The organism is Variovorax pasteuri (assembly GCF_051216435.1).
GTDB lineage: Bacteria > Pseudomonadota > Gammaproteobacteria > Burkholderiales > Burkholderiaceae_C > Variovorax.
In genome coordinates, this window is the sequence record NZ_JBPJZS010000014.1 from 24,216 (window position 1) to 43,658 (window position 19,443).

Here is a 19,443-nt window from a genome sequence, read left to right on the forward strand (position 1 = left end):
TTGCAACCCCGAGAGGCCCCATGACCGCAGCCACCAATGCCCAGACCATCGAGCGCTTCTACAGCGCGTTCGCCAAGCTCGACGCCGCCACCATGCAGGCGTGCTACGCCAGCGACGCGGTGTTCGACGACGAGGCCTTCTCGCTGCGCGGGCGGCGCGAGGTGGGCGGCATGTGGCGCATGCTGGCGTCGGCCACGCAGGCCAAGGGCGCCGACGTGTGGCGCCTGACCTGGCGCGACGTGAAGGCCGACGACACCACCGGCAGCGCCCATTGGGACGCGCACTACCGTTTCAGCGCCACCGGGCGCATCGTGGACAACAGCGTCGATGCACGCTTCACCTTCACGCCCGACGGGCTCATCGCCACGCACCGCGACAGCTTCGCGTTCTGGACCTGGTCGCGCCAGGCGCTCGGTACGCCGGGCCTGCTGCTGGGCTGGAGCCCGATGCTGCGCAAGAAGGTGCGCGCCACCGCCGCGGCCAACCTTGTCAACTACCTTGCACGCCAGCCATGAGCACCACCGACCTCGTCTTTTCGAACAACGAAGCCCAGCACCGCTACGAAGCCGCGCTCGAGGGCAAGCTCGCCGCCTATGCCGAGTACAACCTGCTGACCGACGCGATCATGTTCACGCACACCGAAGTGCTGCCGGAGCACGAAGGCAAGGGCGTGGGCTCGGGCATTGCGAAACACGTGCTCGACGAGGCCCGCACCAAGGGGCTGCACGTGATTCCGGTGTGCCAGTTCATCGCGGGGTACATCCGCAAGCACCGCGAGTACGCCGACCTGGTGCGGCCGGACATCCAGCGCGCCTTCAAGATCTGAGGGCGTCGGCCTTCGGCGCGGGCAGCCACGCAAAGGCCGCGATGCCCAGCACCAGCAGTGCGGCGATGGTGCCCAGCACGGCGGTCAGCGGGTCGCCGCCGTGCGCCGACGCCACCGAGGCGGCCACGCCGGTCACCCACTGCATGAGGGCCACGCCGAGGAACATGGCCATGGTGAACACGGCCATCGCGCGGCCGGTGAGCGTGGCCGGGTAGGCGCCGCGCACGTCCGCGTACTGCCACACGATGAAGCCCGAGAGCACGCCGATCAGCACCATGCCCGCAATGTCGAGCCAGGCCGAGTGCAGCACCGCGATGAGCGCGAAGAGGGCCGCGTAGCCGAGCGCGCAAATCACGATCCAGCGGCGGCGCGAGGCGCCGTCGCGGTCGAGCCGGCCGAACAGCGGCGCGCCGAACAGCGAGATCACCGACACCGCCAGCGCCACGTTGCCGCTCTGCACCAGCGAGTAGCCGTGGCGTTCCATCATCAGCGGGCCGAGCCACAGGCCGCGCAGCGAGATGAAGGCGGCATACGTCACGGCGCCGAGCACCACGATGCCCAGCGTGTGCGGCATGGCGAACAGCGCGCCGAACTGGCGGATGGCCTCGGGAATCGACTCCTGGGTGCGCGGCGTGGCGGAGGCCGGCTCGTGCACCCAGTGCCAGATGGCCAGCCAGGCCATCGCCGCGGCCACGGCCAGCACCACGAAGCCCGCCCGCCACGAATAGGCCTGCACCAGCCACGCCAGCGGCGTGCCGGTGACCAGCATGCCCAGGCCGCCGATGGCCAGCACCATGCCCGACACGGTGGCGAAACGCGCCGCCGGGAAGTGCCGCGCGATGAACACGGTGCACACCAGGAAGGCCGGCGCGCAGCCGACGCCGATCAGCGCCTGCCCGGCCACCAGCACGAGGTAGCTGGACGACAGCGCCGACAGCAGCGCGCCGACGATGGCGATCGGGAACGCCACCAGCACGGTGCGCCGCACGCCGTGCAGGTCGATGCCGATGCCCATGAAGAGCTGCATGGCGCCGAACGCAAAGTGAAAGGCCCCCGAGAAGATGCCGAGGGCCTGGGCGGAGAGGTGAAAGTCGGTCTGCAGCGGGCTCGCCATGATGGCGCCGACCGTGCGGAAGGCCTGGCTGAGCGCCACCCCGGCGCACAGCGCCAGGACCATCGTCCAGGCCGCGCGCGGCGTCAGGGGCGCGCTGCCGGCCGCTGTGTCAGGCACCGTGGCACTTCTTGTACTTCTTGCCGCTGCCGCACGGGCAGGGATCGTTGCGGCCCGGCTCGGCTTCCTTGCGGAGGGTCTCGACCTTCGGGCCCAGGCTTTTCCAGAGCTGGCGCAGGTCGTACACGGCCCAGATGGCGGCGCCGAAGTCGTCCAGCCGCTGCTGGCTCACGCTGGGCGGGGCGTCGTCGCTGTACATCGACAGCGTGGGCTTGGCGGTGTCGTCCTCGGTGAGCGCCACGATGTTGTCGAGCGCGTCGTCGAGCATCTGCGCGGCTTCCTTGTCGCGCGGCGCGGCCCACTCTTCGGGCCAGTTTTCCACCGCGTACATGAAGCCCAGCGCCCAGACCTGGGCGAAGGACGGAATTTCCTCGCCGGCCACTTCGGCACGCTCTTCCTCGCTCAGCGAGCCGATGGCGCCGCGGGTGTCGAGCACCTCGGGCTGCCAGCTGCGCTCGTCGTCGAGCGTTTCGACGGGAGCGTCCAGGCCCTCGACGATTTCGGCCCAGCGGCGCTTCCAGTTCCAGACGAACTCCATGTGCTGCGCGGACGAGAAGCCGTCGCCCAGCAGCACGGGCCAGTATTCGGCGGGCGGGATCGGGCGGCGGGTGCAGATCAGCGCGGCCATGAAGCCTTCGCAGAACTCCCACTGGGGAATTTCCTCGTCGTGCTCGCGCATGGCGTCGAGCGCCTGGTCGAGGGCGTCGAAATCGTCGGGCCCGAGCGGCGCCTGGGCGTCGGACGTGGCGGGGGCGGCAGGGGTGGCTTCAGGAGCCGGAGTGGGGGCTGGAATGGTCGTCATGGCAGGTTCGGGGCAGCCCTCTATGATGCAGCAGGCTTCGGTCGACACTATTTCTATGCCCACGATTATTCCGTTTCCGACGCGCTATAGCGCTTTTGCCCTGTGCGTGGTCGGGCTTGTGGCCTGCCTCGCTTTCGTGCTGATGTCTCCGCACCTGTGGCTCGCATGGGTCGGGGTGGTGGTTTTCGCGGTGCTTGCGGGTACAGGCGTCCACGACCTGCGCCAGACCCGCCACGCCATCCTGCGCAACTACCCGGTCATCGGGCACCTGCGCTTTCTGCTCGAGTACATCCGCCCCGAAATGCGGCAGTACTTCATCGAGAGCGACGCGGAAGCCGCGCCCTTCTCGCGCGCGCAGCGCTCGCTGGTGTACCAGCGCGCCAAGGGCGAGCCCGACAACCGGCCCTTCGGCACCCAGCTGGACGTGACCATCGCGGGCTACGAGTGGATCAACCACTCGATGCAGCCGACCCGGCTCGCGAACCACGACTTTCGCATCGTGATCGGCGGCACGCCCCAGCCGGCGGACGGCAATGCCGCGCAGGTCTGCACGCAGCCGTACAGCGCGAGCGTGTTCAACATTTCCGCCATGAGCTTCGGCGCGCTGTCGGCCAACGCCATCCTCGCGCTCAACCAGGGCGCCAAGATGGGCGGCTTCGCGCACGACACCGGCGAGGGCTCGATCTCGCAGCACCACCGGGTGCACGGCGGCGACCTGATCTGGGAAATCGGCTCGGGCTACTTCGGTTGCCGCAACGACGACGGCACCTTCAACGAAGAGCGCTTCACCGCCAACGCGCGCGACCCGCAGGTGAAGATGATCGAGGTCAAGCTGAGCCAGGGCGCCAAGCCCGGCCACGGCGGCGTGCTGCCCGCGCCCAAGGTCACGCCCGAGATCGCGGCCGCGCGCGGCGTGCCGGTGGGCGTGGACTGCATCTCGCCCTCGTCGCACAGCGCCTTCACCACGCCGACCGAGATGATGCATTTCATCGCGAAGCTGCGCGCGCTGTCGGGCGGCAAGCCCACGGGTTTCAAGTTCTGCCTGGGCCACCCGTGGGAATGGTTCGCCATCGTCAAGGCGATGCAGGCCACCGGCATCACGCCCGACTTCATCGTGGTCGACGGGGCCGAAGGCGGCACCGGCGCGGCACCGGTCGAGTTCAGCGACCACGTGGGCGCGCCCCTGCAAGAAGGCCTGCTGCTGGTGCACAACACGCTCGTCGGCGTGAACCTGCGCCACCGCATCAAGATCGGCTGCGCGGCCAAGGTCATCACCGCCTTCGACGTGGCCCGCATGATGGCGCTGGGCGCCGACTGGTGCAACGCGGCGCGCGGTTTCATGATGGCCCTGGGCTGCATCCAGGCGCAGAGCTGCCACACCGGCCACTGCCCCACCGGCGTGACCACCCAGGACCCGCTGCGCCAGCAGGCGCTGGTGGTGCCCACCAAGGCCGACCGGGTGCGCAACTTCCACCGCAGCACGCTGCATGCGCTGCAGGAGCTGGTGCAGGCCGCGGGCCTGGACCATCCGCAGCAGATCACCGCGCACCACATCGTGCGCCGCATCTCCGACACCGAGGTGCGCCTGCTGAGCAACCTGGTGATGCAGGTGCAACCGGGCGCGCTGCTCGGCGCGCTCGACGCGCAGCACAACGTTTTTCGCACCTACTGGCCGCTGGCCAGTGCAGAGAGTTTCCAGCCCGTGACGCAAGGCCCGCAAGGGCTGGTGTCGGGCTTTGCAATGGCCGCATGAGCGCAGCGCCGGACCGCCCAGAGCAAGCTCGTACCGCAGCACGCAGTGCGGAGGTACCGATCTGATGAATCCACTGAAACGAGGCGCGAACGCGCGCCTGCAATCGCGCAAGGGCGCCGCTTCGGCGCCCGCGCCCCTCGACGCACTGGCGCGCACGCCGGCCCCCGGCGACTACGCGGAATTCCTGCGCGTGACGCTGCCCCGGCAGCAGAAGAACGTGGCCAGCCACCGCTTCGGCAGTGAGCGCGTGTGGCTCAAGAAGGCCGGCCCCCGGCACGGCAAGTGGGGCTACCGCGTGATGGCGGCGGTCGCGCGCATGGTGCGGCTGGACATCATCAAGCCCGTGCCCAACCCGGGCGGCGAGGCGGCCATCGCCACCGAGGCGCGGCGGCTGAAGCAGCTCGCGGCCGCGGGCCTGCGCGTGCCCACCGTGCTGGCGCAGCAGCCCGACGGCCTGCTGATCTCGGACCTCGGCGAAAGCGGCCGTGCCACCGTGGTGCTGCAGGAGCGGCTCGACCAGGCCGCGGCCGCCGGCCCCGCCGCGCTGCTCGCCGTGTGGCGCGAAGGCCTGGCCGCCATCGCCGCCGTGCACGTGTGCGGCCAGCACCTGAGCCAGGCCTTCGACCGCAACCTCGTGCAGTGCCCCGACGGCGTGATCGGCTACATCGACTTCGAGGACGACCCGGCCGAGGTGATGACGCTGGCCGAGTGCCAGGCACGCGACTGGCTCAGCTACCTGCACTCCACCGCCATGATGCTGGAGGCCGCCGCGCCGCAGGCCGCGGGCCAGCACTGGCACGCGGCGCTGGCAGGGGTGAGCGGCGAAGTGCGCGAGCGCATCGCCAACGCGGCACGCCGCATGCGGTGGGCGCAGAAGCTGCCGGCCAGCCGCCGCTGGGGCCGAGACACGCAGCGCGTGCGGGCCGTGGCGCGGTTGCTGGGGCAGTGGCACGACACAGCACCGGCCGCCTGATCCCGGCCGTTCGCAGGCGCGACCTTCATTCAGCGCTCGGCCCAACGCAGCGCAGCCAGCAGGTTGCTGTGATCGTCGGTCCAGGTCGAGACGCCGCCGGCATCGATGGCTTCGCCGCGCTCGCGAATCACGGGGTCTTGCAGGAAGCCCGGGTCGCGCGTCAGCAGCACGTACTCCGATGCGTGTTCGAGCGTGAGATTGCCCGGCACGGGCGTGAACTGGACACGCACCGCCTGCATGCCCGCGTCCTCGGCCAGGCGCTTGACCACCGGCGCGAGTTTCAGATGCCGGTTGCTGATGTGGAAGGCGATCACGCCCGTGGGCAGCAGGTGCTTGCCGTAGAGCGCCAGCGCCTCGCGCGTCATCAGGTGCATCGGAATCGCATCGCCCGAAAAGGCGTCGACCACGATCACGTCGAAGCGCTGCGAACCCTGCGCATCGAGCTCCTGCTGCATCAGCAGCCGCGCATCGCCCTGCGCGATCTCGACCTTCGCGGGCGAATCGGCAAGGTAGGTGAAATGCGAACGCGCCGCCGCCATCACCCGCGGGTTGATCTCGTAGAAACGCAGCGTGTCGCCGCCGCGCCCGTAGGCCGCGAGCGTGCCCACGCCCAGGCCGATCACGCCCACGCGCTGCGTCGCGCCTCGGTGGGTGAGCAGCGCCAGGCCACCGCCCGACTTCGGCCCGTAGTAGGTGCTCGCCAGCCGCCGCTGCACCGCGCCCTGCAGTTGCTCGCCATGCGAGATCACGCCGTGCATCAGCCGTCGCGATGCGGTCAGCGCGCCCGGAATGCCGAACTGCTCCACGCGCAGCGCGCCGTAGAAGTTGCGCACGCGCAGCATCGTGCGGTTGTCGGCCTCGAGCACGGAGGAAACCGAGAGCCAGGCCACCGCCACCGACGCCAGCGCGCCGAAGAGGCCGGCGCCCGCCGCCCATGAGCGTGCCCGCCATGCGGTGTAGGCCGCCGCAAAGCAGGCCAGCGCAGCCACCGACGCATACAACACATTCAGCGACACCGCGACCGCATCCATCTTCAGGAACGCCGCGAAGCCCGCGACGACGGCGAACGCGAACGCCAGCCACACCCACTGCTGGCGCGCCCGCGAGAGCCACAGCATGACCAGCCCCGGCACCGCCAGGCTCGCGGGCAGCTCCCAGTAGCCGTTGAAGAAATGCGGCGCGGCCACGCCCGCGAAGATGCCGCCCACCGCGCCGCCGAGCGCCAGCAGCAGGTAGAAGCGCGTGAGCCGCTCGGGCCCGGGCCGCGCACGCGCCAGTTCGCCGTTGGCGAACATGCAGACCGCGAAGAGGCCCGCGCAGAAGAGACCGATGGCCGCGGCGATCGGCAGCGAGCGCTGCGGCGTGTTCAGGTACCAGCCCATCACCGGCGTGAGCAACAGCACCGCCGGCCAGAACAACCAGCGCCGGTACCAGCGGTCGCTGTCGAAGCACAGCACGAAGCTCAGCAGGTACAGCGCCAGCGGCACGATCCACAGCATGGGCACCGAGGCGATGTCCTGCGTGACGAAGGCCGACACCGCGAGCAGCGCGACCGTGCCGAGCGCGGCCAGCACCAGCCACAGCAACTGGTCGGCCCACGACAGCGGCACCGCGGGGGCGGCCGAGGCCGATGTCTCGGTCGCCGGGGCGCCGGCCTGCGCCGCCTGAGCCTTGCCCACGGCCACCACCGACACGATCGCCAGCACCGCGAACAGCCCGAAGCCTGCCGACCACGCCAGCGCCTGCGCACGCAGCGCGAACACCGGCTCCAGCACGAAGGGGTACACCACCAGGGCCGCCAGCGCCGCAAGGTTCGACAGCGCGAACAGCCGATACACCTTCGCCTGCCGCGGCGCGTCGCCCGCGTGCAGCCGCGCGACCCAGCTCTGCACCAGCGGCCCGGTGGTGCACACCGCGAGGTACGGCAGCCCGATGGTGGCGGCCAGCACCGCGAGCACGCCCGCCGCCGGGTCGCCCTGCCCGGTCGGCTTCCACGCCGCATCGGGAATCACCGGCAGCATCGCGCAGGCCGCCAGCAGCAGCAGCGCATGCACCACGGCCTGCGTGCGCAGCGGCCGCCGCGAGAGCCGGTCGGCATAGAAGTAGCCCAGCAGCAGCACCACCTGGAAGAACACCAGGCACAGCGTCCACACCGCGGCAGAGCCGCCGAACCACGGCAGGATCTGCCGCGCGATCAGCGGCTGCACCAGGAACAGCAGGAATGCCGAGACGAAGATGGTCGATGCGCAGAGCGCCAGCGCGCGCCCACCCTGTGCGGCGTCCGCGGCCGTGCGCATCAGCCGGGGTTGCCCGGGTTGGGCACCTTGTCCAGCTGGCCCTTCACCGAACCGTCCCAGATGGCCGGGCAGAAGGAGTTGCCGTCGCCCACCTTGTCGGCAAGCGCGTCGATGCCCTTGGCCGTCAGCTGCGAGGCCCATTCGGTGCTGTTGTTGCGCACGAAGGCGAAGATGTTGGTCATGGCGTCCTGCGGCTTCTCCAGCACGTTGATGCCGATGTTGTTGCTCCACGCCGGGTCCCACTGCAGGTCGATGCTGCGGTCGCTCTTGGGTCCGAACGAATAGAACGGATGCCAGTACATCGGCGACTCCATGCCCACCACGCCGTCGGCGGCCAGCGGGATCTTGCCGTTGGCGATGTAGTAGGCGTCCAGCTGGTTCAGGCGGAAGTCGGTGCCCGGCGCGGTGGCACCGTCGACCGACAGCAGCTTGAACCACGCCTCGCCCACGAACTGGTAGCCCTTGAGCGCCGTGAGGATGATCTTGTTGGCCACCGGAATGCCCAGCCGGTAGCCGTAGTGCACCCGCAGGTGCAGCACGCTGGCTTCGCCCAGCGTCTTGTTGGACACATTGCCGCGCAGCTCGGCGTCGGGCGGCAACGGATCGCCGATGCCCGCGGTGGTGCTCATGGCCTTGGCCTTGTAGTCGTAGGGCAGCGGCTTGCGGTAGCGCATGGTGTCGTTGGGGATCTGCACGATCCAGCGGTTCTCGCCGAAGTTCTCGACGAAGGCCCAGTCCACGAAGGACGTCTGCGTGGGGTTCAGGTACTCGATGCAGGCCGACTGGATCAGGTCGGTGTTGGTGTCGACCCAGCCCTTGAACATGCCGCCCACGCTGGCGTCGCGCACGTTCAGCGGCATCATGCCTTTCACCAGCCCCTGCCACACGCTGCCGCGCGTGAGCGCGTTGGTGGTCAGCTCCAGCGCGGCGCTGTTGAGCGTGCCCAGCCCCGGCGCGGTCGAGTTGCCGATGCGAAACACGAAGGGCAGCGGCATGCCGTTGTTGAGCGAGCCCGCGCGCGCGGCCTCGTGCGCGGCGTACTCCAGCGTGAGGCGCGCGCGGTAGATCAGGCCGAACTGCACCACGCACATCACGAAAAGAATCAGCACCGGCAGCGCGATCATCGTCTCGGTCATGGAGGCGCCGCGCTGCGCCCGCTGCTGCTTCGCGCGGCGGCGCGTGTGAAGAATGGATGGCATGGCCTGCTGCTCCTGAGTGTGTTCACCAGCCCGACAACTGCAACCCCGGGCGCAGCGCCAGCCGCCTCGCCTGGCCGGCGGCCAGTTCGAGCACGCTGGCCGCGCCCAGGCACATGGCCATGCGCATCGGGCGCAGGCCCTCGACCACGCGCGCGATGCCGCCGTGCCGGTCCAGAAAGACGACGTCGATCGGATAGCGCATGCCCACCGTGTGCACCGAGCGGCAGCGCGTGATCAGAAGGCCTTCGCAGGCGGACAGGCGCGGGCGCCCGAGCAGCCCGCGCGTGCGGTCCCAGCCGCGCTCGGCCACGCGCACGGGACCGAAGGGCTGGGCCTGGGGGGATCGGGACCGGAGGGAGACGATGCGCATGAAACGAGTTCGGGGCTTCAGAGTTTCTGGGTTTCGAGGAACTGCATCACCAGCGGGAAGAAGATGATGATGAAGGTCACAGGGAAGATGAAGATCACCAGCGGCCCGATCATCTTCACGGGCGCTTCCATGGCGAGCTTCTCGGCCATCTGGAAGCGCTCGGTGCGGCGCTGGTCCGAAATGGCGGAGAGCGTGTCGGCCAGGCTCGCACCGAGCGACTCGGCCTGCGTGAGGTTGGACACCAGGCTCTTGATGTGCTTGTTGTCCAGCCGGTCGGCCAGCGCATTGAGCGCGTCCATGCGGCTCGCGCCGGTGCGCATCTCGCGCATCATGCGGTCGAACTCCTGGCCCAGCGCGCCGCCCGGGCCCTTCTGCACCGCCTGCGCAATGGCGCCGGTGAGGCTCAGGCCGGCCTGGCAACACAGCGTGATCATGTCCAGGTAGCCCGGCAGCGTGCGCAGGATGTCCTTCTCGCGCCTCTTGCGGCGGTCGCGCATCCACATCACCGGGTAGTACCACCCCACCACGCACGACGCGAGCGTGACCCATACCTTGGTGCCCGCCATCGCATCGAGCAGGCCCGCGGTCCACAGGCCCAGCGCGGCCACCACCAGCATCGAGACGCACTGCACCGCGATGAACTCCTCGGCCCTCAGCACGAACTCCAGGCCCGCGAGCTGCAGCTGGCGCTTGCGCTTGACCAGCATCGAGGTGGGCGCGATCTCCGACACGTGGAACTGCAGGATGTTCACCACCGGCCACACCAGGCGCAGCATGCGCGGCAGCGGGTCCATGTGGGTGCGCTCCGAAGGCCTGGCCTTGCGGATCAGCGAGACCATGTACAGCAGCAGGATCACGCCCGTGGTCGCGCACAGGAAGATGATGGCCAGGAGGATGAGTGAACGCATGGTGCAATCCCCCTGCTTCTCAGATATCGATGGCCACGATTTTTCGGATCATCGCGTAGCCCAGCAGCAGCATGATGGCGATCACGGTCAGCACCACCCAGCCGATGGTCGTGGAGAACAGCAGGCCCATGGTGGGCTGCATCAGGTAGAGCACGCCCATCAGCAGCAGCGGAAAGAGCGTCATCACCAGCCCCTGGATGCGCCCTTGTGCCGTCAGCGCCTGGATGCGGCCTTCCAGGATGGCCTTGCGGCGCAGCGTCTCGGCCAGCACCTGCAGCGGCTCCGACAGGTTGCCGCCCACTTCCTTGGACACGCGCAACGCCACCACCACCAGCACGAAGTCGGGAATGCCCAGGCGCTGCGACATCTTCTGGATGGCATCGTCGAAGCTCACGCCCAGGCGCTGCTCCTTGAGCACCAGGCCGAACTCCTGGCCCAGCGGCCCCACCTGGTCGCGCACCAGCACCTGGATGGCGACCGACAGCGCACTGCCGGCGCGCAACGCACTGGCAATGAAGAGCAGCGCATCGGGCAGCTCCGACTCGATCTGCTGCCTGCGCTTCTTGCGCTGCCAGGCGAACCAGCGCGCCGGCAGCAGGTAGAGCACCACCGCCGCCACCACGCCGCCGATCAGGTTGCCCGAGATGAGCCAGCCGATGCCGCCGCACAGCGCCACCAGGAAGGCATGGCCCGATGCGAAAGCCACCGCATGCTGCGCCTGGAACTCCGACAGGTTCAGCGTGCGGCGGCCGCTCGCCTGCAGCCTGGTCATCATCTTGCCGACCAGCTCCGGCGAGCGCTGCAGCAGCAGGTAGCCGCACAGCGTGATGAAGCCCATGCCGCAGAGCACGGAGGCCAGCAGAATCATTCCTTTCATGGCACGGTCTCCCCGAAGAGGTATTCCAGGTCGAGCTTCAGGCCGTGCTCCTGCAGGCGCGTGAAGAACTCGGGCACGGTGCCGGCGGCGGTGAAGTGGCCCACGGTCTTGAACGACTCGTCCACGCCGGTCTTGCGGAAGGCATACACGTCCTGCATCTGGATCATCCCGTCGGCGAAGCCGGTGATCTCGGTGATCTGCGTGACCTTGCGGCTGCCGCAAGGAAAGCGCGTGAGTTGCACGATCAGGTCGACCGCCGAGGCGATCTGCTCGCGGATCGCCGCCACCGGAATGTTCATGCCGGCCATGGTCACCAGCACCTCCAGGCGCGACATGGCGTCGCGCGGCGAGTTGCTGTGCAGCGTGGTGAGCGAGCCGTCGTGGCCGGTGTTCATGGCCTGCAGCATGTCCAGCGCCTCGCCGCCTCGGCACTCGCCCACCACGATGCGGTCGGGCCGCATCCGCAGCGAGTTGCGCACCAGGTCGCGAATCGCGATGGCGCCCTTGCCTTCGATGTTGGCCGGGCGCGATTCCAGCGACACCAGGTTGGGCTGGCCCAGCGAGAGCTCGGCCGCGTCCTCGATGGTCACGATGCGCTCGTTGGGCGGAATGAAGTTCGACACCATGTTCAAGAGCGTCGTCTTGCCGGTGCCGGTGCCGCCCGAGACGATGATGTTGAGCTTTTCTTCCACCGCGATGCGCATGAACTCCACCATCTGCGCGGTGATGGAGCCGGTGCGGATCATGCCCTCGTGGCCCATGCGGTTCTTCGGAAACTTCCGGATCGTGACGCTGGGTCCGCGCAGCGCCAGCGGCGGAATGATGGCGTTCACGCGCGAGCCGTCTTTGAGCCGCGCGTCCACCATCGGCGAGCTCTCGTCGATGCGCCGGCCCAGCGGCGTCACGATGCGCTCGATGGCACCCAGCACCGCGATGTTGCTGGTGAAGGCGACGTTGGTGCGCTCCAGCCGGCCGGCGCGCTCGATCCAGATCTCGTCGAAGCGGTTGACCATCACTTCGGTCACGCTCTCGTCCTTGAGCAGCACTTCGAGCGGGCCCAGGCCGATGGCTTCGTCGAGCAGCTGCTGGCTCAGCAAGGCGCGGTCGAGCTCGGGCGGCAGCTCGCGCGTGTCGCGAATGATCTCGGCAATGAGCGCGCGGATGTTGGAGCGCAGCTCCTCGTCCTTCATCTGCGCGGTGTCGATGCGGCGGTTGTCCAGCTGCTGCAGCAGGGTGCGGTGCAGCGTGCGGCGCCACTGCAGCAGCGGGTCTTCGATGGTCAGCGAGGTTTCGGCCATCTGCGCGGCATCGGCCGCGTCCTGCGGGTCGCTGCCCGCCGGCCTGAGCGCCACGTCGAGCGACACCACCAGCGTATGGCCGCCGATGATGATTTCCTCGCCCCCCTTCATCGGCCCGAAGCGCGTGACGCGGTTGCCGTCGACCCAGGTGCCGAAGAGGCTGCCCAGGTCCTGCACGAACACCTCCTCGTCGTGCAGCACGAACTGGGCATGCAGCTTGGCGACGTTCCAGCCCGACAGCACGATGTGGCTGGTGCTGTCCTTGCCGACCTGGAGTTCAGCGACGTCGATCGGGACCTCGCGCACGCCCTGCTGCGGAGAATTGACGAAGACCTTGTGCATGGCGATGGAGCCTCGGGGAGTCAGGGAGCGACGGGCTGGCCGGGCGTGCCGGCGGGGATGCCACCGATGTCGGCGGCAGCGGGCGGCGGGCGCGCGCCGCGCGGGTCCGACCTGTCTTCGGTCAGCGTGCCGAAGTTGCTGCCCACGTCCTGCTCCAGCTGGCGCGCGCGCTCGATGCGCGAGCGGCTGTCCGCCGGGCCGACCACGCGCGGCGTGATGAACACCACCACCTCCTGCTCCTTGTCGGTGTCGTTGTCGGCACGGAAGGCGCGCCCGATGATCGGCGCCTTGCGCAGCCCCGGCACGCCGTCGCTGGAGCGGGTGGACTCGCGGCTCAGCAGGCCCGACAGCACGATGGTCTCGCCGGCCTTCACGTTGAACTCGGTGTCGGTGCGCCGGATCAAGAGGCCCGGAATGCCCTGCACCGCCACGCTGCGGTCGATGCTGCTCACCTCCGTCAGGATGCTGCCCGACACGTTGCCCTCGCCGTCGGCGATGGGCTTGATGTTCAGCCGCACGCCGTAGGGCTTGAACTCCACCGAGCCCGCGCCCTGCGTGCTGAGCGCGGGCAGCGGGATTTCGCCGCCGGCCAGGAACTTGGCCTCGCCGCCGCTGCGCGTGGAGAGGTTGGGCGAAGCCAGCAGGAAGGCGTTGCCGCGCTGCACCAGCAGGTTGATGCGCGAGGTCAGGCTCAGGCCGATGCCGAAGTAGGCCTCGGGCGTGCGGCGGTTCTGGCTCAGCAGGTTGGCGGTGTTGGCCCCGTTGAACGCCGAGCCGTCGGGCAGGATGCGGTAGCTGCCGCTGGAGGCGATGTCCGAGAACAGGCCGAAGTTGAAGCCGTCGCCGCCGGTCTGCCAGCGCACGCCCAGGTCGTCCAGCGCGGTCTTGCTGAACTCCACGATGCGCACCTGGATGTCGACCATGCGGTCCACGCGGATCCGGTCGGCCGTGGCCAGCGACACCACCGCGGGCGCATAGAGCTGGGCCACCGTGTTCAGGCGCTCGACCGCGGCGGGGTCCAGGCTGTTGCCGTCCATGATGATGCGTTCGCCGATGCGCCGGATGTTCACGCCCGAGATGCCGTGCGTGATCTCGCGCAGCTCGTCGGCGATGCGGTCCAGGTCGACCACGTTGACGCGCACCTTCAGCTTGCGCACGGTGCCGTTCTTGTCCCAGACATGCAGCGTGCTGTCGCCCGCGTCCTGCGCGGTGATGAGCATGTTGGCGCCGTCGAGCACGCGGGCCTCGATGATCTTTCCGTTGCCGATGGCCACGCGCGCCACGCCCGGCATCTTGACCAGCACCATCTGCCCGACGTAGAGCGTGAGCGTGTCGGGCAGCCGCTGCATCACCGTGGCGCGCGCCGCGATGCGCGCCAGCTCGCCCTCGGTGATGGAGGCCGGCGGCGGCGGCGCGGCCGCACGGATGCCGGGCGAGCGTTCGCCGCCGCCCGAACCCGTGGCGCCGGTGGCGCCCGGTGCGCCCGAGGGCTGCGCCGAGGGTGCGGGCGCCACCGTGCCCAGGGGCAACGAGGGTACCGCGGGCATGCCGGGGTACGGACCCTGGGCCTGGGCCTGGAAGACAAGACACAGCGCCGTCGCTGCCAGGGAGCATCGCTTGAGATTCATCGAACTTTTCTGGAAATCAATAAAACGGGCACGCCTAAAGGCGAAGAAGGCGAAGGCGAAGTGGGGCGGCGTTCGGGCGATGGGGCTTCAGCGCGGCAAGGCGTCGCCCGTCGGCAGCATGGCGCCCAGCCCGGGCGCACCGGGTACGCCCCGGTTGCCCGACCCGCCGACGATGTATTCGACGCCGGGGCTCATGGGGCGCGCAGGTCCGCTGGCGACCATCGGCCGCGCACGCTGCGGCCTGAAGCCGGCCACGATGGCGTCGAGGTCGACGGCATCGACGCCGCTGGTCATGGTGGCGCGGTCGTCGGGGTTGCGCAGCGTGGCGATGATCTTGCCCAGGCGCTGGGCCAGGATGAGCTTCTGCGCGTCCTGCGGCTGGATGGCGACGGTGACGGTGGAGTAGCGCTGCTGCGCATAGGGGTCGGTGTCGGCCGAGACGTCGGCGCGCTTTCGCATCGAGGCAAACTGCTCCGAGGTGATCTGGCCGGTGGCGCGCACCTCGACGTCCTGCAGCAGCGGGATCACCACCGAGGGATCGTTGGCGGCGGTCTTCTCGACCACGTACATGAAGTCGATGCGGTCGCCGGCGCGCAGCATGCCCGAGATGGAGCTGATCTCGTCCACCGGAATGGTGATGGCGCGCACGCCCTGCTCGATCTCCTGCGCGAAGACCTTGCGCGGCGTGGAGAAGAACGACGCGAGCAGCGGCTTGCCGGCGGCCACCGGCACGGTGAGCTGGCGGCCCGCGAACTGCGCGAAGGTCTCGGGCGTGAGCGCGTCGTTGTGCACGTACTCGTTGGGCACCGAGCGCTTGGCCACCATGCCGGGCAGCACCGTGGTGCCGTCTCCCAGCGCCTGGCGCGCCACGACCACGTCGCGGCGCTGGCTGTCGGCGTCCTTCTCCAGGCTGGCCGCAATTTCGCGCTCGCTGGCCCGAAGGTAGTACCAGCCCAGGCCCGCGGCCAGCAGGCCGAGCATCAGGGCACCGATGAGGGGGGACAGCCGTTTGACGCTTTGCTTGAACTTCAGAAGTCCCGGAGATGATTTCATGCCTGGCTACAAAGGATAGGAAAGGGTGTACGAATAGGTCGCCCAGGCATCGCGGAAGGCCTTGATGAGCAGCGCGATCACCGAGCGGTCGGAGCCGGGGAAGGTGGCGAACAGCATCACCGCCAGGATGCCGGCGACGATCACGTATTCGGCGATGACCTGGCCGCGCTGGGCGCGGCGGGAAGAAGCGGAAGGACGGCTTCGGCGCGGGCGGTGACGGGGGTGCATGGCGCGCGCGCTCATTCCGGCGTGGTCTGGCTGGCGACGATGAAGTAGGCGTCGTCGCGCCGGGTGATGGTCACGACCATCTCCTCGCTGTTGCGGCGGAACACCAGCGCCGAGCGCAGGCCACCCTCGACGGTGCGGTCCTGCAGCAGCGACCAGCCCAGGCGGACCATCTGTTCGCGCAGGTAGAGCGCATTGGTCTCCACGCTCACGCCGTTGGTGACGACGATGGTGCGGTTGCGCTGGCCCTCGTCGAAGGAGAGCGTGTCCGACACCACCTGCGAGCCGGCCGGGCGTGGAAAGCCCTTGCCGATGCGCTCGGCGCGCTCCTGCATGGCCTGCTCGCTGCCGGCCTTGTCGTAGACCACCGCGGCCACCAGCCGGCCCACCGTGCCCGAGGGGCCCGCGCGCAGCTGCACGGTGACCTGGTACTCGCCGAAGCGCGCACCGAGCACGCGCAGGGGGCCGACAGTGCTCACGCCGTAGCCCTTCTTGTCGGCCAGCCATTTCTCGTAGTAGCGCGACACGGCCGCCACCGATTCCGTCGACTCGATGCCGCGGATCTGCATAGGCACGGTGTTCTGCTCGAGGTACTCGGCGATCCAGAACACCTTGGCACCCGAGGGCCACGGAATCGCGGGCCAGTCGCGCTGCGGCGGTGCCGCGGCGGCCGCGCCGCACAGGCACAGCCAGGCGGCGGCGAACATCCATCGCAGGAGCGTTGCGGGCAGGCTCATCAGGGCAGCGTGTTGACCACGGGTGTCGGCGGAAAGGCGCGGTAGTAGCGGAAATGGTCCTTCACGCTGGCGCCGTTGCCCGTGCCGTCGCCACCGGTCTCGCCGGTCGCGCCGGCCGGAATGCGCTCGAAGCGGTCCAGCGGCGTCTTCTCGAGTGCATCGCCCGGCGTGAAGCCCATGGTGAGGTTGTTCATGTCGAAGGCGGGATAGACCTGCTTGATCTGGTAGGCCGTCTGGTGCATGCCGCCGCGCAGCTGCTGGTAGAAGACGCTGTCGAGCAGCTTCATGGGCACCAGGCCGTCGATCTTGCTTTCCTCGCGGTTGGTGCCGCCGGCATTCCAGGCTTCGGTGAGCATGGTGACCTGCTCACTCATGTCCAGCGCCGGCACCAGGTCGAACTTGGTGTTGGTCTGGCTCACCTTCACTTCGTGGCGCATGTAGCCGCCGTTCACGAACTGGAACTTGCTCAGCGAGCCCGTGATCACGTTGGAGCCCAGCGCGGCCTGCGCCTCCCGGATGCCGTTGAACACCACGTCGCTCGCATTCAGCAGCGACGGCATGGGCGCGGCCGTGCTCGATGCGGTGACGGCCGTGGTGCGGTAGTCGATGGGCGGCGCCAGCGGCTCGAACTCGGCGATGTTCGCCGCATGGATGGCAATGCCCGGCTCGGTGCGGTCGCGAAAGATATGGCGGCGCAGGTCGCGCGTGACTTCGGCATCGGTCTTCTTGATGGCGCCCGATGCGCCCTTGGCTTCCTCGGCCGTGATGCCCTGCGCCTCGGGCATCCACACGGTGCGCTGCCACGCCACCAGCCTGGCGGCGGCCACGGTCTGCATGCGCTTGGTGCCGTACTCGGCAATGGCCGGAATTGCCGCCAGCGTGACGGCCGCGAAGCTCACGATGAGCAGGGTCTCGACCATGGCGTGACCGGCGACGGCGGCAGCGCCTGCACGCGCCAGGCGTGGTGGCATGCGTCGATGCGGGCGGGTCATGCGCGGGCGTCCTTCATCAGTTGCCGTTGTCTTCGTCGGGCGAGCCGCTGACGGCCGCGCCGCCCATGGCGATGGCGCGCGCCCACAGCGAGGGCTCCACGTTGTGCACATGCCAGTAGGGGCTGAACAGGCTGCGGTGCTCGATGTAGCCGCCGGCGAAGCCCACGTTGTACTTGCCGATCGACGCCGGATCGGACACGGCGTTGTCCCGGCGCGCCCAGCGGTCCTGCGGCCGCCGGAAGTAGATCTGCGAGGTCGACACCGCCTTGATCTCGCGGCCCTGGAAGTTGTCGCGCAGGCCCGCCTTGCCGTCCGCCGTGGAGTTGCCGAAGCCGGCGACCTCGCCCGTGCGCACCTTGTCGCCGCCCTTTCGCACCACGAGCGTGAACGCCGGGCCCTTGTCGGTGTTCTTGCCCCACTTGAGCGGGTTGGCGCCCTTGAAGCCATTTTCGGCGAGCCAGTTGTCGGACTCGTTGGCCACCATCGGCGGATGGTCCTTGATGTCGACGAAGCGGGGCATGGCCCAGTTCTTCGTGAAGCTGGTGCCGATGTCGGTGCGCGGGCTGTAGTGCAGCTTGGCGCTGAACACCAGCACCGGCCAGGTGCCCGGCAGGATGCCGCCGTCCTTGTCGCGCGACGCGTTGTCGAAGGAGTCGCGCTCCATGTAGGCGGTGTCGCCCACCTCGCGGTTCAGGCCGCCGTAGGTGCGCCCTTCGCGGCTGTAGGTGCGCAGGGTCAGGCGCTGGCCTTCCCAGCTGCTCCTGTAGTTGGGGCCGCCCGCGGCGGCGGCGCCGGCGCCTAGGCCGAAACGGCCGCGAAAGGCGTCGCTGAGCCCGAAGATGTCGGTGTAGAGCACGCCCAGGGGCAGCTTGATCTCGATCGAATCGGCCGACTGCCAGCGGATGCGGCCGGTCTCGTCGCCGGGCAGGCCTTCGGTGGCGACGATCTCGGTGCCGCCCTTCCACTCGAGCAGCCCGCCCATCATGTCGCCGGTGATGTCGGCCAGGCCCGGTGGCGCGGTCGGGCTGCCGGAAATCATGCCCTGCATGGCACCCGACAGGCCCGTGGCGATCCAGTTGCCGATGTCGGGCAGGAAGCGGCGGTTCTTGGTCCAGTCGTCGCGCGTGGCCTGCGCGGCATGCGCGAAGCGCAGCACTTCGTTGAATTCGTCGTCGTTGAACGTGACGCTGCCCGACTGGTGATAGCTCTTGAGATAGAGCCCCACGTCGGCCACGAACTTGGTGACGAAGATGGCGGTTTCCGCCGGCGGCACCGACGCGTCGGGGTCGTTGGCGTTGAGCACGTCCTTCACGAGTTGGGGCAGCTGCGCCGTGGTGCCCACGAGCATGGCAGCCTGGCTGGCGGAGATGCCCTGGTTGAGCACGCGCAGCAGGTCGACCCCGATCTGCAGCGGCTTGGCCGAGGGCTCGACGAAGCTGGCGATGCGGTCGGCCGTGCGCTGCAATCGCTGCGCGCGCAGGAAGTTGTTGAACCACGCCAGCAGGAAGATCGGGCCCACCACCGGCAGGCGGGCCTTCTCCAGATTGCGCGCGCCCTTCAGGCCCTCGGCGACCACCAGGCCTTCCTGGATGTTGGCCGCGCTCGTGATGAGCATGGCCACCGAGGTCTGCACGCTCGCCAGCGTCGCGATGCCCGCCTCGTTGGCAGCCATCGCGCGGTTGGTGTAGGCCAGGTAGTTGAGGCTGCGCGCCGTGAGCACGCTGGCGCTGTAGGTGGCTGCGTCGGCCGTGTTCTGCAGCTTCATCTTCTCGCGCGTGGAGGTGGCGGTGTTGTAGACCACCAGCACGCTCAGGAAGATGATCGGCAGCATCGCCACCAGGTACACGATCGCCTGGCCCGACTGGCGCCGGCGCGTGGGCGCATGGGCGGGTGCCAGGGGGAGCGAAGCGCTACCTGGGGGCATCACGCGAT

The 19,443-nt window shown here is 69.1% G+C and carries 18 protein-coding genes; 4 read left to right on the forward strand and 14 right to left on the reverse strand.

The features are described 5' to 3' along the window. Positions 1-20: 20 nt before the first annotated feature. A complete protein-coding gene (locus tag ACSFBM_RS31570) occupies positions 21-515 on the forward strand; it encodes a nuclear transport factor 2 family protein (protein ID WP_435439041.1) in 495 nt (164 codons plus the stop codon). Further along, on the forward strand, positions 512-826 hold the full coding sequence (locus ACSFBM_RS31575; RefSeq protein WP_435439040.1) for a GNAT family N-acetyltransferase: 315 nt from the start codon (positions 512-514) through the stop codon (positions 824-826). Before ACSFBM_RS31570 ends, ACSFBM_RS31575 begins: the two co-directional genes overlap by 4 nt. On the opposite strand, the gene ACSFBM_RS31580 is transcribed toward ACSFBM_RS31575, so the two are convergent. Then, positions 816-2,003, reverse strand: coding sequence for an MFS transporter (locus ACSFBM_RS31580; RefSeq protein WP_435487999.1), 1,188 nt, complete (start codon positions 2,001-2,003; stop codon positions 816-818). The two genes, ACSFBM_RS31575 and ACSFBM_RS31580, sit on opposite strands and share 11 nt — an antisense overlap. 46 nt (positions 2,004-2,049) lie before the next feature. Continuing rightward, positions 2,050-2,859 (reverse strand): UPF0149 family protein, encoded by an 810-nt coding sequence (locus ACSFBM_RS31585; RefSeq protein ID WP_435487923.1) that lies wholly within the window; start codon positions 2,857-2,859, stop codon positions 2,050-2,052. A gap of 55 nt (positions 2,860-2,914) precedes the next feature. On the opposite strand from ACSFBM_RS31585, the gene ACSFBM_RS31590 reads away from it, so the two are divergent. Continuing rightward, positions 2,915-4,612: an FMN-binding glutamate synthase family protein gene (locus ACSFBM_RS31590; RefSeq protein ID WP_435487924.1), complete on the forward strand. Its 1,698-nt coding sequence runs from the start codon at positions 2,915-2,917 to the stop codon at positions 4,610-4,612. 64 nt (positions 4,613-4,676) lie between these two features. Next, entirely contained in the window at positions 4,677-5,585 is a 909-nt protein-coding gene (locus tag ACSFBM_RS31595) for a BUD32 family EKC/KEOPS complex subunit (RefSeq protein WP_435487925.1), read from the forward strand. Between the two features lie 29 nt (positions 5,586-5,614). Here the strand turns inward: ACSFBM_RS31595 and ACSFBM_RS31600 are convergent, their stop codons facing one another. The 12 genes from ACSFBM_RS31600 to ACSFBM_RS31655 all read right to left on the reverse strand — a co-directional run bounded on the left by ACSFBM_RS31600 (position 5,615) and on the right by ACSFBM_RS31655 (position 19,435). Then, positions 5,615-7,882: a spermidine synthase gene (locus ACSFBM_RS31600; RefSeq protein WP_435487926.1), complete on the reverse strand. Its 2,268-nt coding sequence runs from the start codon at positions 7,880-7,882 to the stop codon at positions 5,615-5,617. Continuing rightward, positions 7,882-9,081 carry a TadE/TadG family type IV pilus assembly protein gene (locus ACSFBM_RS31605; RefSeq protein ID WP_435487927.1) on the reverse strand — a complete coding sequence of 400 codons (1,200 nt, stop codon included), beginning with the start codon at positions 9,079-9,081 and terminating at the stop codon, positions 7,882-7,884. The genes ACSFBM_RS31600 and ACSFBM_RS31605 overlap by 1 nt, the downstream gene beginning before the upstream one ends. 22 nt (positions 9,082-9,103) lie before the next feature. After that, positions 9,104-9,451, reverse strand: a complete 348-nt coding sequence (locus tag ACSFBM_RS31610) for a DUF192 domain-containing protein (protein ID WP_435439034.1) — start codon at positions 9,449-9,451, stop codon at positions 9,104-9,106. 17 nt (positions 9,452-9,468) lie between these two features. Further along, the gene (locus tag ACSFBM_RS31615) at positions 9,469-10,359 is read right to left on the reverse strand and encodes a type II secretion system F family protein (RefSeq protein WP_435439033.1); all 891 of its coding nucleotides are present in this window, start codon (positions 10,357-10,359) and stop codon (positions 9,469-9,471) included. 19 nt (positions 10,360-10,378) lie between these two features. Then, the gene (locus ACSFBM_RS31620) at positions 10,379-11,236 is read right to left on the reverse strand and encodes a type II secretion system F family protein (protein ID WP_435439032.1); all 858 of its coding nucleotides are present in this window, start codon (positions 11,234-11,236) and stop codon (positions 10,379-10,381) included. Beyond that, positions 11,233-12,876: a TadA family conjugal transfer-associated ATPase gene (locus ACSFBM_RS31625; protein WP_435439031.1), complete on the reverse strand. Its 1,644-nt coding sequence runs from the start codon at positions 12,874-12,876 to the stop codon at positions 11,233-11,235. The genes ACSFBM_RS31620 and ACSFBM_RS31625 overlap by 4 nt, the downstream gene beginning before the upstream one ends. Positions 12,877-12,896: 20 nt before the next feature. Next, entirely contained in the window at positions 12,897-14,504 is a 1,608-nt protein-coding gene (locus tag ACSFBM_RS31630) for a type II and III secretion system protein family protein (protein WP_435487928.1), read from the reverse strand. Positions 14,505-14,591: 87 nt separating this feature from the next. Further along, a complete protein-coding gene (cpaB, locus tag ACSFBM_RS31635; RefSeq protein WP_435487929.1) occupies positions 14,592-15,557 on the reverse strand; it encodes a Flp pilus assembly protein CpaB in 966 nt (321 codons plus the stop codon). A 6-nt stretch (positions 15,558-15,563) separates the two neighbouring features. Continuing rightward, the gene (locus ACSFBM_RS31640) at positions 15,564-15,800 is read right to left on the reverse strand and encodes a hypothetical protein (protein ID WP_435487930.1); all 237 of its coding nucleotides are present in this window, start codon (positions 15,798-15,800) and stop codon (positions 15,564-15,566) included. Beyond that, positions 15,797-16,519, reverse strand: coding sequence for a hypothetical protein (locus ACSFBM_RS31645; RefSeq protein ID WP_435487931.1), 723 nt, complete (start codon positions 16,517-16,519; stop codon positions 15,797-15,799). Before ACSFBM_RS31645 ends, ACSFBM_RS31640 begins: the two co-directional genes overlap by 4 nt. Beyond that, positions 16,519-17,490 carry a hypothetical protein gene (locus ACSFBM_RS31650; protein WP_435487932.1) on the reverse strand — a complete coding sequence of 324 codons (972 nt, stop codon included), beginning with the start codon at positions 17,488-17,490 and terminating at the stop codon, positions 16,519-16,521. Before ACSFBM_RS31650 ends, ACSFBM_RS31645 begins: the two co-directional genes overlap by 1 nt. A 37-nt stretch (positions 17,491-17,527) precedes the next feature. Then, positions 17,528-19,435, reverse strand: a complete 1,908-nt coding sequence (locus tag ACSFBM_RS31655) for a Tad domain-containing protein (RefSeq protein WP_435487933.1) — start codon at positions 19,433-19,435, stop codon at positions 17,528-17,530. Between the last annotated feature and the right edge of the window lie 8 nt (positions 19,436-19,443).

Coding starts and splice junctions, on each gene's coding strand:
- ACSFBM_RS31570 (WP_435439041.1), top strand. CDS start 21: ATGACCGCAGCCACCAATGCCCAGACCATCGAGCGCTTCTACAGCGCG.
- ACSFBM_RS31575 (WP_435439040.1), top strand. CDS start 512: ATGAGCACCACCGACCTCGTCTTTTCGAACAACGAAGCCCAGCACCGC.
- ACSFBM_RS31580 (WP_435487999.1), bottom strand. CDS start 2,003: ATGGTCCTGGCGCTGTGCGCCGGGGTGGCGCTCAGCCAGGCCTTCCGC.
- ACSFBM_RS31585 (WP_435487923.1), bottom strand. CDS start 2,859: ATGACGACCATTCCAGCCCCCACTCCGGCTCCTGAAGCCACCCCTGCC.
- ACSFBM_RS31590 (WP_435487924.1), top strand. CDS start 2,915: ATGCCCACGATTATTCCGTTTCCGACGCGCTATAGCGCTTTTGCCCTG.
- ACSFBM_RS31595 (WP_435487925.1), top strand. CDS start 4,677: ATGAATCCACTGAAACGAGGCGCGAACGCGCGCCTGCAATCGCGCAAG.
- ACSFBM_RS31600 (WP_435487926.1), bottom strand. CDS start 7,882: ATGCGCACGGCCGCGGACGCCGCACAGGGTGGGCGCGCGCTGGCGCTC.
- ACSFBM_RS31605 (WP_435487927.1), bottom strand. CDS start 9,081: ATGCCATCCATTCTTCACACGCGCCGCCGCGCGAAGCAGCAGCGGGCG.
- ACSFBM_RS31610 (WP_435439034.1), bottom strand. CDS start 9,451: ATGCGCATCGTCTCCCTCCGGTCCCGATCCCCCCAGGCCCAGCCCTTC.
- ACSFBM_RS31615 (WP_435439033.1), bottom strand. CDS start 10,359: ATGCGTTCACTCATCCTCCTGGCCATCATCTTCCTGTGCGCGACCACG.
- ACSFBM_RS31620 (WP_435439032.1), bottom strand. CDS start 11,236: ATGAAAGGAATGATTCTGCTGGCCTCCGTGCTCTGCGGCATGGGCTTC.
- ACSFBM_RS31625 (WP_435439031.1), bottom strand. CDS start 12,876: ATGCACAAGGTCTTCGTCAATTCTCCGCAGCAGGGCGTGCGCGAGGTC.
- ACSFBM_RS31630 (WP_435487928.1), bottom strand. CDS start 14,504: ATGAATCTCAAGCGATGCTCCCTGGCAGCGACGGCGCTGTGTCTTGTC.
- cpaB (WP_435487929.1), bottom strand. CDS start 15,557: ATGAAATCATCTCCGGGACTTCTGAAGTTCAAGCAAAGCGTCAAACGG.
- ACSFBM_RS31640 (WP_435487930.1), bottom strand. CDS start 15,800: ATGAGCGCGCGCGCCATGCACCCCCGTCACCGCCCGCGCCGAAGCCGT.
- ACSFBM_RS31645 (WP_435487931.1), bottom strand. CDS start 16,519: ATGAGCCTGCCCGCAACGCTCCTGCGATGGATGTTCGCCGCCGCCTGG.
- ACSFBM_RS31650 (WP_435487932.1), bottom strand. CDS start 17,490: ATGCCACCACGCCTGGCGCGTGCAGGCGCTGCCGCCGTCGCCGGTCAC.
- ACSFBM_RS31655 (WP_435487933.1), bottom strand. CDS start 19,435: ATGCCCCCAGGTAGCGCTTCGCTCCCCCTGGCACCCGCCCATGCGCCC.